Origin of the sequence: Algoriphagus marincola DSM 16067, from assembly GCF_000429405.1 — a bacterium.
Lineage (GTDB): Bacteria > Bacteroidota > Bacteroidia > Cytophagales > Cyclobacteriaceae > Algoriphagus > Algoriphagus marincola.
In genome coordinates this window covers 180,419-192,665 of the sequence record NZ_KE386898.1, presented here as the reverse complement: position 1 = coordinate 192,665, position 12,247 = coordinate 180,419, and the positions used below count along the sequence as shown (strand labels likewise).

Here is a 12,247-nt window from a genome sequence, read left to right as displayed (position 1 = left end):
TCTCCCGATTCTCGGGATCGTCGTCGCAGTGACGGTCAGCGACCTAACACTTACTTGACAAGCTAGAGCATATCCTAGCCGAGGAAGGAGTCTATATCTTGCCGAAGGCTTATCTAACCGAACGAAGTGAGGTATTTCTTTGCCGAAGGCTTATCTTGTAAAGCATATCTATTAAAACCATGAAAAATCTACTCACCCTTTTCATTCTTGTCTTAATTTTCTTTTCCTGCACCTCCCAAAACAAACCCAAAACCATCTACATCGTCAGGCATGCCGAAAAACAACTCGTGGACAATCCGGATCCCGAATTGGCTCAAGTAGGTTATTTAAGAGCAAAAAAACTTGCACAGATTCTTCAAAACCAAGAAATCAAGCATGTATTCAGCACGGATTATAAAAGAACACGACTGACAGCGCAACCAACAGCCGATCAGGTAGGAATCTCGATTCAGTCTTATGACCCCAGTAATCACGATGAATTGGTGGAGAAATTGAAAAGCTTAGATGGAAATATCCTAGTGGTCGGACACAGCAACACCGTCAGCCGACTTGCCAATTACTTTGTGGGAGAAGGAGAAAAATATGAGGACCTGCAGGATCTCGAATATGACTTTATTTACGAGGTCAGCTTAGAAAAAAATGGGAGTTCGGTGTTTAGAAAATTATATAAAGAGTATTAAACCAACACCAGCTCTATCCCCTTCTCCTCCAATCTCTCACGATAGATTTCTGGAATACCCGAATCAGTAATAATCACATCAATATCTTCGAGATCACAGATTTTCCCAAAGCCTTTTCGACCAAACTTACGGCTATCGACCAGCACGATGGTTTTCTGAACTGATCGTATCATTTGGGCATTCAGGTGGGCTTCCATCATATTGGAAGTGGTGAGCCCGTGGTCCAAACTGATTCCATCCACGCTGAGAAAAAGCTTACTGCAAGCAAAACTTTTGAGCATCTCCTCGGCAAAATGTCCCACTGCGGAGCTGCTGCTTTTCCTTACCACTCCTCCAAGCTGTACCAGTTCAATCTCCGTGGTGTCGATCAGGGCCAAGGCGACATTCATGGCTGAAGTCAGTACTGTCAAAGGATAATTTCGAGGAATCGCTTGGGCAAAAGCACCCACGGTGGTACCCGAACCGATGATTATCGCATCTTTTGGTTCTAAAAATTCCAACGCTTTTTGGGCGATTTTGCTTTTCTCCTCAACCTGTTCGAGTTTTTTGACCTGAACCGAACGGTCAGAAACATAGGGGGAAACGGAGGTGGCACTTCCGTGAGAGCGATAGAGCAAGCCTTTGTCTTCGAGGATTTTTAGGTCCTTTCGGATGGTCACTACAGTTACTTGAAGTGATTTTGCAAGATCTGATACATTTACAAATCCACTTTTTCCCAATTCATCTAAAATATGCTTATGCCTTTCTGCGATAGTCATTTATCCAGTATTTTTTTACTCGTTCAAATCCATGTTCAAATCCGGATTCAATCATTCTTCTTTGATTGATTTAGCCTTTTCGTAGGCCTCCAAATCAAACAGGAATATTCCCCTTCCATCGCCTGCTCCTTTTTGGTAGCCAAACTGGTGTGCAATGATTTTGCCTGTTTTATTTACCACGGGATTATCGGATTTGATTCTGTTGAAATACCTCGTGGAAAAATCAGCCAGTCGCTCCACCTCTCCACTTCCATCCAATTTGAGTTTGTAAATATCAAGTTTGTATTTGTTTCGTTCATTCATTGGTTGATGGCGGTCACTTTCAATTACCATAAATTCACCACTTGGAAAAATGCCTTCCGCTTCGTTGTAGCTTTTGGGTAGGTCTGTGTATTTTTTTGTCTCTTTGGTAGTCAAGTTATAACCAAAAACCTGAGAATTGAAGTATTGGTCCTTTTCGTCTCCCCAATAATGGGTGTAAATCAATTCCTCATTTAGTGGTGGGCGAAAGTCTTGAGTTTCCAATCTCACATAGGCAGAGGAATCCTGATAGGAAATCACGGTTTGGACATCCTTCAATTTTGGAATACCATTTTCATAATAAATCTCCCCAGCCTTTATTTCGCGCTGACCTTTTAAGGTCCAGGCTATTTTCAGACTGTTTTTCGATACTGCGGGACCCTCGTCACAATACGCCTCTAAAGGATAGGGAGTGTTTGGATTTTCCTTTGTAAGAACATAAAGTCCCAATCCTGCATGTCGGTCCTTCTCTGGATTAGTTGCATCAAAAATCGATGAACCCATAGCAAGCAAAAGGTCACCATTAGCCAAGCAAAGCACCCGGTGAATTCCTCCGTGATAGAACCCTGAGGTTACCTGTGAGACTTCTTTAGATGCGATATTGATTTTAAACACATCACCCACGAGCTTATTGAGGAAATAAATATTTTCTGATTTTTCATCCCACTCGGGCCTTACGCCCCAGGTGGTAAGGATGGAAAAGAGAGAGGGTAATTCTTCGGCTAGGCTCTCGATGGTTTGGGCTATGGCTGACACACCAAGTTGTGAAATGAAAAAAAGAAAGAGGCAGATAGATTTTTTCATGATGATTAGCAAATTAGGTCAACTTGTCTTATGAATGAATACATCAGAATGCAAGTTTAAGGTTTGAATTAGGGTTTAGACCTAGGCAATTTAAATAAAGAAACAAAAAGGAAGTAAAAAATGTATTTTTTTATTTCCTTTTGTTTCTTATAATTTCTTTTTATAGTACTTTTAGGCATTGAGTGCAATAAAATGAACCGGGAGGAAAACATAAACCAACTTAGCGACAAGGATAAAATCTGGGATATCGCAGTGATCGGTGGGGGATCCTCCGGCTTAGGCGTTGCCTTAGATGCCGTATCCCGCGGGCTTTCCGTAGCACTTTTTGAAAAGGCGGATTTTGCCAAAGGCACTTCCAGCCGAAGTACCAAGCTAGTCCATGGAGGTGTTCGATATTTGGCTCAAGGGGATGTGGGACTGGTCCTGGAAGCGCTCAAGGAGCGGGGAAAACTTCTACAAAATGCCCCACACCTAACCCAAAATCAACCTTTCATCATTCCGATTTACTCTTGGTTTGACCGTGCTCAATATAGCGTAGGTTTGAAAATCTACGATTGGATGGCTGGAAAACTGCGTTTGGGAAAAAGCCGATTTATCTCCAAATCCGAAACTATCAGACGACTACCTGCTGTGAAGCAAGACGGGCTAAAGGGTGGAGTTGTCTATCATGACGGACAGTTTGATGATGCTCGTCTGGCTCTTGCCATAGCACAGACCGCAGATGATGCGGGTGCATGTCTATTGAATTATGTCTCTGTCCGAGGATTACTGAAAGATGAAGATGGGAAAATCACAGGGCTAAAAGTACGAGATGAGCTCAATCAGGAGAAATACACTTTAAAAGCAAAAATGGTCGTCAATGCTACGGGTGTTTTCGCAGATAAAATCCTCCAAATGGACAATCCCGATGCTGCTAAAATGATTCAGCCCAGCCAAGGGATTCATTTGGTCATGGATTTAGAGTTTTTAGGAGGAAAAGACGCACTCATGATTCCAAAAACGAATGATGGACGAGTGCTTTTTGCAGTACCTTGGCATGGGAAACTGGTCGTAGGCACTACCGACACCCTTCGGGAAAAAGCAAAATTGGAGCCCGAGGCCCTGCAAAAGGAAATTGATTTTGTGTTAGAAACAGCGTCAGGGTATCTGACGAAAGTACCGACAAGAGCAGATGTAAAAGCGGTTTTTGCAGGATTACGTCCCTTGGCTCGACCAAAAGAAGAAGGAGCAAAAACCAAGGAAATTTCTCGCTCCCATAAAGTCATCGTATCCGAAAGTAATTTGGTAACCTTGACAGGGGGAAAATGGACCACCTTCCGAAAAATGGGAGAAGATACGGTAGATCACTATCAGGAAATCACCAAGGAACTTTTGGCTCCAAGTGAATCCTTCGAGATGAAGCTCCACGGACATACTACCCAAGTCCCCGAAGGACATTGGTCAGTCTATGGCTCCGATGCCGAAGCAATTCAGAAATTAGCCGAAGAAGATGCATCGCTTCGCGAAAAAATCCATCCCGACTTCCCAAATATTCTTGCTGAGGTAGTTTGGGCTGCTCGGGAAGAAATGGCCGTCAAAGTAGAAGATGTGCTCTCCAGAAGAATCCGAATGCTCATTCTCGATGCGCAGGCAGCTCTGGACTCCTCATTGAAAGTAGCTGAAATCATGGCTCAAGAACTTGGAAAAGATTCAAAATGGATCGAGCAGGAATTATCAGATTTTAGAAAAGTGGCTGAAAAGTATTTAATTAAAGCCTGAGTATTGCTAGGTGGAAAAGTGGAGAAAGGCGTAATCATCAATTAACCCAAAAAATGACCCAAACAAAACCATACATCATGGCCTTGGACCAAGGTACGACGAGTTCGAGAGCCATTATTTTTGACAAGCTAGGGCAAATCGTCTCAGTCGCCCAAAAAGAGTTTAAACAACATTTTCCCAAACAAGGCTGGGTCGAGCATGACCCTGTGGAAATCTGGACTTCGCAGTCTTCGGTAATGATTGAGTCCTTAGTCAATAAAGGAATCTCAGTCGATCAAATAGCGGCTATCGGCATCACCAATCAGCGTGAAACTACCATCGTTTGGGATCGGAAATCAGGAAAGCCCGTTTTCAATGCCATTGTCTGGCAGGATAGGCGCACAGCTGCTTTTTGTGATAGTTTAAAGGAAAGAGGTCATTCCGAAATGATCGCCTCCAAAACCGGTTTGATTATCGACGCCTATTTTTCCGCGACCAAGATCAGATGGATTCTGGAAAATGTGGAAGGAGCCAGAGAAAAAGCCGAAGCAGGGGAATTGGCATTTGGAACAGTAGATTCTTGGCTCATCTGGAATCTCACCAAAGGTGAAAAACACCTGACAGACATCACGAATGCCAGTCGGACCATGCTATTCAATATTCACACACAGGAATGGGATCAGGAGCTTCTGGATCTATTTGGTATTCCGCAGTCCATGCTGCCAGAAGTGAAAACTTGCTCTGAAGTGTACTGCGAGACGGCTGGAGATGTATTGCGGAGTAAAATCCCCATCGCAGGTATCGCCGGAGATCAGCAGGCTGCACTTTTTGGTCAACTATGCACAGAACCTGGAATGGCTAAAACCACCTATGGCACTGGTTGCTTTTTGGTCATGAATACAGGTAAAGAAGCTGTCCGATCGAAAAATCAACTTTTGACTACCGTCGCCTGGAAAATCGGAGATGAAATCAACTATGCTTTGGAAGGTTCGGTCTTCATAGGTGGAGCCGCTATTCAGTGGCTTCGGGATGGGATCGAATTATTTGGTCATGCTAAAGAATCCGAAAAGCTGGCGATGAGTTTGCCGGATAATGAAGGCGTTTACTTCGTTCCTGCTTTAGCAGGTTTAGGGGCTCCACATTGGGATCAGGACGCCCGGGGAGCATTTTTTGGGATTACCAGAGGAACAACCATTGCGCATTTTACACGGGCCGCTCTGGAAGCCATTGCCTATCAAGTCTACGATGTGCTAAAAGCAATGGAAAAAGACGCTGGAGAAAAGACCAAAGAACTCCGGGTAGATGGCGGTGCCACAGCCAATAATTTTTTGATGCAGTTTCAGTCCGATTTGCTAGATTGTGAAATCAAACGCCCCCAAATCATCGAAACTACGGCGATTGGGGCAGCTTTTCTGGCTGGCTTGGCAGTTGGTTTTTGGAAGGATCAATCAGAGATCCAGTCCCTCTGGGAATCAGACAAGAGTTTTCAGCCGGAAATGGATGCCGAAAAGCGTGAAAACCTGATTCACTTTTGGCACAAAGCAGTCGAACGATCTAAAAACTGGGTAGAATAATATGAATCCATACATCGCTGAAATCATCGGAACCGGGCTGCTATTGCTTTTAGGTTCTGGTGTAGTTGCTAATGTCGTCTTGCCCCAAACCAAAGGGAACAATGCTGGCTGGTTGGTCATCACCACCGCTTGGGCTCTTTCTGTTTTCACCGGAGTGGTGGTTGCGGGTCCTTACAGTGGCGCTCACTTAAACCCAGCTGTGACTGTGGGCCTTGCATTGGCAGGAAAATTTGACTGGGCTATGGCTCCCGGCTATATCGGAGCGCAGGTATTGGGAGCAGGCATAGGAGCATTTCTTTCATGGTTGATCCACATCGATCACTTCAAGGCCACCCAAGACCCCGGAGAAATTGCTGCCCCTTTTGGAACAAGCCCAGCTATTCGGAATCTCCCAAATAATTTCATCTCCGAGGTCATCGGGACATTCGTACTGGTTTTTGTAATCCTTTATATTACTGGTGCAAAAATTGAGGATGCGTCCGAAACACCCATTGGCCTGGGTTCAGTTGGGGCGCTTCCTGTCGCATTTTTGGTTTGGGTAATTGGTATGTCCCTGGGCGGCACCACGGGCTATGCCATCAATCCTGCCCGTGATTTAGGACCTCGAATAATTCATCAACTTTTGCCTATCAAAGGGAAGGGGACTTCGGATTGGAGTTATGCCTGGGTACCGATTTTAGGTCCCATCGCGGGAGCAGCTTTAGCAGCTGGTTTGTATTTTTTGGTAGGAAGTTGAAATTTCGTTTGTGTGGAAAATAAAAAAGGGAGCAGGTGAATTTAGCTGCTCCTTTTTATAAAACCCCACTAAAGGGATTTCAGAAATCTGGAAACCTACCTATTTAATTTTCTCCATGTAATCAACAGCAAAGTAGCTCAAGGCCCTAACCCCCAGCTTGAATCCACTTTCCTCGATGAAGAAATCCGGTGTATGATGTGAAGGGGTCGTCAATGGATCTCCTCCTTTTTTCATTCCGCCCAAGAAAATAAAGAAACCAGGCTTTTCCCGTTGAAAGAAACTGAAATCTTCAGCTCCGGTTACAGGTGGCATGGCGATGACGTTTCCCGTACCAGCCACCGCATCCATGGTAGGTAGCATTTGGGCGGTTAGCTCAGGTGGATTTACGGTTGATGGATAGAGTTTCCCGATGTTGACATCTGCTTTTGCTCCTGCGCTTTCCGCAATATTGGTGATGATCTCGGTGATGCGCTTATGAACCAAAGTCTGTTGCTCATCGCCAAAAGTTCGGATGGTTCCGATCATTTCCACTTTTTCGGGAATGATATTATGCCGAATACCTCCGTGAATCGCCCCTACTGTAACAACAGCCGGATTTTCAGTAATATTGACATTTCGGGAAAGGATGGTTTGCAAACCCATGATGGCCTGTGCTGAGGTAACAATCGGATCAACACTGGACCAAGGAGCGGCTCCATGCGCCTGAGTACCTGTAATAGTCACTTCCAGATTATCTACAGCGGCCATAAAAGGCCCGGATCGATAGCCGATTTTACCTGCTTCGATATGTGCCCAGATATGCAATCCAAATATGGCATCCACATCTTCCATGACCCCTTCTTTCACCATCAATTCCGCACCCGCAATGTCCACATCATATACACCCTCTTCGGCAGGTTGGAAAATAAACTTCACCGAGCCCTTCAACTGATCTTTCATGCTGGCCATGATCTCTGCTACGCCCATTAGAATGGCAACGTGCGAGTCGTGGCCACAAGCATGCATTACACCGGTTTCCTGTCCATTATAGACTGCCGTATTTACAGATTTAAAGGGCAGATCATTTCGCTCAGTCACCGGAAGTGCATCCATATCTGCTCGAAGCGCAACCATAGGGCCCGGTTTTCCACCTCTCAAGACACCAACCACTCCTGTCACCGCGACTTCTTCAGTCACTTCCATTCCCAAAGACCGAAGATGCTCGGCTACAATTTTAGCGGTTCGGAATTCTTGATTTCCAAGCTCTGGATATTTATGAAAATCGCGCCGCCATTCAATGACCTTTGATTCGATTTCTGTTGCTTTTTGATCGATTTGGCTTCGCAGCGGAGATTGCCCGTATGCTATACTTCCCACAAAGCATAGAAATATTAGTATCTTTTTCATGTGTTTATAATTTGATTTTCAGAGGCCAGATGGAGTCTTTCTAATTTTTTTCAATATCAGGATTAATCCAAGAAGCGCCAGCTTGCACGGTGATTTTTATCCAAACTTTGACCATTAACTTTTGCCCTCAAGATCTCCACCGGCATGGTGTTTTGCTGCATAATCAGATCATGAAAGGCCTTCTCCTCCATTTTACCAGAATCAACCATTTCCTCCCGCAAGGAATAAAACTCCAAAGCTCCAATCATATACGCTATCTGGTAAAGCGGACCATATCGTCCCTCAAAAGACCTTCGTACTTCTGCTTCAGCATTGGCATACTCATGACCAACCCTATCCACCAGGAGATCAATACACTCTTGCGGCGTCATTTTCCCTAAGTGATAATTTAGAGAAAAAATAATCCGGGCACAGCGGTGCATTCTCCAGAAAAGCATTCCGACTTTATCCTTAGCATCTCTCGGAAAGTCCCTATCCCAAAGCACAAACTCCCAATATAAAGCCCAGCCCTCGGTCCAAAATGGCGTACGGAACAAGCGTCTGTGAGTCATGTAGCGCTGATTCATAAATTGCTGCAAGTGATGACCAGGAATCAATTCATGCTGTACAGTGGCTCGAGAAAAATGAGGGTTATTCCCTCGCATGGACATCATCTTGTCTTCATGGCTCATTTCTGAAGTAGGATAGGCGATCTGAATCACCTCTCCACCCAAAAAGAAAGGACTTACACGCTGTCGCTCTGCCGAAATCATGCTTGTTCGCCAAGTTTCCTTCGCCAGTTCGGGCACCGTGATCCAGTCATTTTCTTCCATGATGGAAGTAGCCTCCTCTGCCAATCTCACAACTTCCTCCGGCCATGCTCCTGCAGGCAAATATGTTTCTTTGACCATCTCCAAGGCTGCCTTCCAATCATCCCCAAAACCTAGTTCATTGGAGGCTTTGAGCATCTCCTCTTCACACCAGGCAAATTGCTTCTCTGCTTCGGCGATCAGCTCTTCCGGGCTATAGGCAATCATTTCATAGGCTAATTGATTGAGTAAGGCCTCTCTTCCGATAGGTTTGCCGATGATGCCACTTCCGTCATCTTTGACAGAGTTGGTATAATGCTCTCGCAAAGCAGATGCATAAGTTTTCAGGCTCTTGTCTAATTTTCCCCAAGGCTCCGGCATCCACCAGGTGAATTCGGGATCAAAGTCAAAATAAAAATCATAAGCCTCTTTTACTGTCCTTTGAAGGCTTTCTACAGCAGAAGCCGCCAAATCGGCTTTTTGCCAGGAATTGTATTTGGGGATACTAGCCAGAAGTTTCAATTGGGCTTCTACCTCATTGGCAACCTGATTCCATTCCGCCGCCAAATCTTGCGATAGAGGTTGCTTAGCTCTACGTCGATTGGCTACAAATTGGTAAAGAGGAGCTCCAAAAGTCACCACAGATTTAACTTCATCAAAGGCTCTTCGGTCAAGGTTCAGCTCAGCCAATTCCTTCTCCAAGTAATTTCGAAAAAGAACGTAATCGATCTTTCCATCTTCGGAAAAGGAATCATAATTGAAACTTTCAAGAGTTTGCAAATACTCTTTGTTGAATGCTTCCATTCGATTGAAGTATTCCTCAGAAAGTGGATTGGTATACAAGCGACTTAAGGCCCCACGATCCGCTTGATAGGTTTGGATCATTTGGGCAAGCTCGGTAGCCTGTGCATTAAAGCTAGCAAATAGGAAGAGAATGAGGATAAGTAGATTTTTCAACATAAGGGCTTTTTTAAACAAGAGGGAAATTACTAAGTATTCTAGACTATGGTCTACCTCTAGTCAATTTGATTGTAATCAAATTGACTAGAATCAGATCGTTTCTTTAAAGCCTTACCCTTAAAATCTAACCTGAAGAAAGGCTAAATGACCTTCCTTGCCAAAGTTTACTTACACCTCTTACTTTCTTTGCGGGAAATCAAAACCGAAATAAATATCTTCCCAAATCGCGAAATGTCTGCTCCGCTCTAACTGAGTCGCTTAAAGTGTTTTTCAAGTAATCTTCCCATCCCTGCGGGTTCTGTAAATTGAATTTTACTTCCACCAGTTTTTCCTCGGAAAAGGAATTCATCCCTCGCTTTTCATCCACCAATCCTAAATAGCTATTTTCCGAAACCCTGTAAATCTTTGCCCAGCCTTGATCTGCAGATAATTTGAAACCCAGCTTTTCCATCATAAAATTCTCCATAGGAAGCATGTCCTCATAATACAACCAAGTGACGCTTGCATAAAAATTCAATTCTTCCCCCATGCTAGTAGCATTCGGTTCCAAGCGCTGTAATTCCGGCATCAATACTTCATTCTCGGGATGCTGCCGAAACATTTCAAACTCCAACAAATAGCCTTCCGGGTCTATCGCGACAAATCCATCATGCGCACCTTCCGGATTTTGCTTAAGTGTATATTTGATGGGTATTTTTTCTTCCTGAACATGTTCATACCAAGCTTCAAGGTTATCTGTCAAAAGCGCTAAAGCCACAGATTTATTTTCCAGACCTGTAAAGCCAGACCCAGTCACGCTTTTCAACACCAGCCTCGAATTTCCTGCTATCTGAAAAGTGGCTGAATTTTCATTTTCATCAAGCAAATTCAACCCCAATTTAGTTTGATAAAATGACTTTGCTCGGTCTAGATCACGATAGTAAAAACTTAACTCCTGCCCTTGAATTCCGAAATGCTCCAAATCCCGAAAAGAGGAATTAGCTTCCAAGAGTTCATTGATCTTCCAGACAGGGTATCCAAGCAATCTTCCAAAACGTCTGCTCAAATCTTCTTTATCCTCCACAGTGCTTGATTCCAAATCACTTTTCAGATTTTGGTAGGATTGCAAGAAAATTGGATTCTGATAGATGATCAACACCTCTTTCCCTTCGCTTGCTGCTACCGGGAAAAGGTCCGTTTGAATCAGTGAAGACTCCCGGTAAAACTGCACCTCATACTTCGTAGCGAGACGCTCCATCTCCGGAATAAAAAGGTCCATCTCGGCCGAATTCATAGGCGGACTTAATGCTATGGGCTTTACACCTGCGGCGACCATTTCAGCAAAAGATTCGACTTGACCGGACTCTTTTTCAAAGGACTTGCTTTGACAGGAAAATAGGATTAGACCTTGAATCAGAAAGTAGAAAAGTGGCCTGAATTTATAATGAATCATGATTTTTTTCTTTTCAGACCTTCTAGTTAAAAAATAATTTGAAAAGGAATGCATCCATCCTGATGAAATCCGCATCTAACCCCTAAAGCCTGCAAAATTGTATTTTTTTAAATACTTAAAATTCAAATCTTTATATTGAAATAGCATTTAAACAAATCTTCATTCCATCAAAACTTTTAACTCAACAGAATAATCCATGGAACTATCGATCAAGAACCTCTCAAAAACCTACCCCAATGGGGTTCAGGCTCTGAACAATGTTTCCCTCACCATACCCCAAGGAATGTTTGGGCTTCTCGGTCCAAATGGTGCAGGAAAATCCACCTTGATGCGTACACTTGCTACATTACAGGAAGCCGATTCCGGTACAGTTACAATTGATGGAATTGATGTCCTTAAGGACAAACAATCCGTAAGAGAGCGTCTTGGCTACCTGCCACAAGATTTTGGTTTGTACCCAAGAATCAACGCAGAGACAATGCTTGATCATATCGCTCAAATGAAAGGGGTGGGGAATAAGGCAGAACGAAAGGAACTCGTTGCTTCCCTATTGAACCGAGTCAACTTATACAAGCACCGAAAGAAAGGTCTCGGCACCTATTCCGGTGGTATGCGGCAGCGATTTGGGATTGCCCAAGCACTAGTAGGAAATCCAAGTCTCATTATTGTCGATGAACCAACGGCAGGTCTTGATCCTTCCGAGCGAAATCGATTCTACAATTTACTTTCAGAATTAGGTGAGAATACTATTGTGATTCTTTCTACTCACATCGTAGAAGACGTCAATACGCTTTGTTCCAATATGGCGATCATCTGTACCGGAGAGGTACTCATGCAAGGCACGCCTAAAGAAGGACTTGCCCAAGTGAATGGGAAAATCTACCAAAAATCGATTGATAAGTCGGAATTGGAACACTATCGAGAAGAATACCAAGTTATCTCCACCAAGCTAATTGCAGGTAAATTGAGCTTGCGAGTGGAAAGTGACACAGACCCGGGCAATGGCTTTGAAAGTACCCCTGCAGATCTTGAGGACGTTTATTTTAGCTTTATTTCCAAGAAAGTAGATCCGATCACTATTTAATCTATCGC

Annotated in this window: 10 protein-coding genes; 5 read left to right on the top strand and 5 right to left on the bottom strand. The window is 43.9% G+C overall.

Features of this window, described 5'->3' with window-relative positions:
* The first annotated feature begins 179 nt into the window (after nt 1-179).
* Complete coding sequence (locus G457_RS0117840; protein ID WP_026947666.1) at nt 180-680, top strand: SixA phosphatase family protein; 501 nt, start codon at nt 180-182, stop codon at nt 678-680.
* Here the strand turns inward: G457_RS0117840 and G457_RS0117835 are convergent.
* Together G457_RS0117835 and G457_RS0117830 are read right to left on the bottom strand one after the other, a co-directional pair.
* A complete protein-coding gene (locus tag G457_RS0117835) occupies nt 677-1,438 on the bottom strand; it encodes a DeoR/GlpR family DNA-binding transcription regulator (protein ID WP_026947665.1) in 762 nt (253 codons plus the stop codon). The genes G457_RS0117840 and G457_RS0117835 overlap by 4 nt on opposite strands.
* 51 nt (nt 1,439-1,489) lie before the next feature.
* The gene (locus tag G457_RS0117830; RefSeq protein WP_026947664.1) at nt 1,490-2,542 is read right to left on the bottom strand and encodes a hypothetical protein; all 1,053 of its coding nucleotides are present in this window, start codon (nt 2,540-2,542) and stop codon (nt 1,490-1,492) included.
* Nucleotides 2,543-2,734: 192 nt separating this feature from the next.
* Between G457_RS0117830 and G457_RS0117825 the strand changes: the two genes are divergently transcribed.
* The 3 genes from G457_RS0117825 to G457_RS0117815 are packed head-to-tail and all read left to right on the top strand — an operon-like array spanning nt 2,735 to nt 6,589.
* Nucleotides 2,735-4,300: a glycerol-3-phosphate dehydrogenase/oxidase gene (locus G457_RS0117825; RefSeq protein ID WP_026947663.1), complete on the top strand. Its 1,566-nt coding sequence runs from the start codon at nt 2,735-2,737 to the stop codon at nt 4,298-4,300.
* Nucleotides 4,301-4,353: 53 nt separating this feature from the next.
* Complete coding sequence (gene glpK, locus G457_RS0117820; protein ID WP_026947662.1) at nt 4,354-5,853, top strand: glycerol kinase GlpK; 1,500 nt, start codon at nt 4,354-4,356, stop codon at nt 5,851-5,853.
* 1 nt (nt 5,854) lies between these two features.
* The gene (locus tag G457_RS0117815) at nt 5,855-6,589 is read left to right on the top strand and encodes an MIP/aquaporin family protein (protein WP_026947661.1); all 735 of its coding nucleotides are present in this window, start codon (nt 5,855-5,857) and stop codon (nt 6,587-6,589) included.
* Nucleotides 6,590-6,688: 99 nt separating this feature from the next.
* Here the strand turns inward: G457_RS0117815 and G457_RS0117810 are convergent, their stop codons facing one another.
* From G457_RS0117810 to G457_RS21910, 3 genes are all read right to left on the bottom strand, one after another.
* Nucleotides 6,689-7,975, bottom strand: a complete 1,287-nt coding sequence (locus G457_RS0117810) for an amidohydrolase (protein WP_026947660.1) — start codon at nt 7,973-7,975, stop codon at nt 6,689-6,691.
* A gap of 62 nt (nt 7,976-8,037) precedes the next feature.
* On the bottom strand, nt 8,038-9,723 hold the full coding sequence (locus G457_RS0117805) for a DUF885 family protein (protein WP_035484251.1): 1,686 nt from the start codon (nt 9,721-9,723) through the stop codon (nt 8,038-8,040).
* A gap of 196 nt (nt 9,724-9,919) precedes the next feature.
* Entirely contained in the window at nt 9,920-11,155 is a 1,236-nt protein-coding gene (locus G457_RS21910) for a VOC family protein (protein WP_162142721.1), read from the bottom strand.
* 196 nt (nt 11,156-11,351) lie between these two features.
* Between G457_RS21910 and G457_RS0117795 the strand changes: the two genes are divergently transcribed.
* Entirely contained in the window at nt 11,352-12,239 is an 888-nt protein-coding gene (locus G457_RS0117795; protein WP_026947658.1) for an ABC transporter ATP-binding protein, read from the top strand.
* Nucleotides 12,240-12,247: the final 8 nt, after the last annotated feature.